Origin of the sequence: Micromonospora maritima, from assembly GCF_902825405.1 — a bacterium.
Classification (GTDB): domain Bacteria; phylum Actinomycetota; class Actinomycetes; order Mycobacteriales; family Micromonosporaceae; genus Micromonospora; species Micromonospora maritima.
The window spans coordinates 1-905 of record NZ_CADEAU010000924.1 but is presented as its reverse complement, the minus strand read 5'-3'; the positions used below and the strand labels follow the sequence as shown (position 1 = coordinate 905).

General features: G+C 77.5%; 1 pseudogene. It reads right to left on the bottom strand.

Going from position 1 to position 905, the window contains the following annotated elements:
* Positions 1 to 905: pseudogene (locus HUW36_RS33570) on the bottom strand (hypothetical protein); the annotation flags it as partial.

Below are 905 nucleotides of genomic sequence, written 5' to 3'. Positions count from 1 at the left end.
GCACCACCAGTGCCCCCGCCGCCCCGGCCACGTCCAGCGCCGAGCCGCCCAGCACGCCGCCGAGGCCGGCCGCCACGCCGGTGCCGGCCATCGCGGCCCGGATCGCCGGGTAGATGCCGAACAGCCGCATCAGCCCGCCCCAGGGCTGGAGCAGGGCCAGCCAGACCAGCGCCGCCCCGGCCAGCGCCAGCACGGTCAGCGGGCTGTTCACCAGCGTCTGGAAGTTCGAGGTGCTGGACCGGTGCACGGTGAGCCCGCCGGTGCCGTCGCCGAGCGCGGCCAGGAACCGGCCCAGGCTGCCCCGCTCGACCGCCGGGCGGCCCAGGTCGACGAGCGCGAACCCGATGGTGACCGCCAGCCCGGCCATGGTCGCCCAGGCCAGGCGGCTCACGGTCAGCCAGCCGCCGGTGCAGATCGCGGCGGCGACGCTGACGCCCGCGGTGAGCGCGATCGCGCCGATCGAGTCGGCGCCCAGGTACGGGCTGCCGACGATCACCACCGCCGCACCCCCGACCGCGACCATGACGATCGGCCGCCAGGTCCGCCGGACCCGCTGCGCCAGCCAGCCGCCGCACAGCAGCGACCCGGCGATGAACACGCCCAGCCCGACGGTGCCCAGCCCGGCGTACCGGCCACCCTCCAGGGCGGAGTAGCCGACCACGCCGTTGAGTTGCAACCGGGAGCCGGTGAGCACGTCCACGCCGACCACCAGGGTGGCCAGCCCGGCGACCGCGCCGAGCGGACCGAGCGTGCGGTCGTGCCCGGGGGTGAACCGGACCGCCGCCGTGCCGCCGACGACGAGCAGGCCGGTCACCGAGGCGAACCACCAGCCGGCGTGGTGCCCTCGCCACCAGGGCGCGGCGTCGGCCAGCAGCGCCGCCGGCACGGCCAGCGCGGCGGCGATC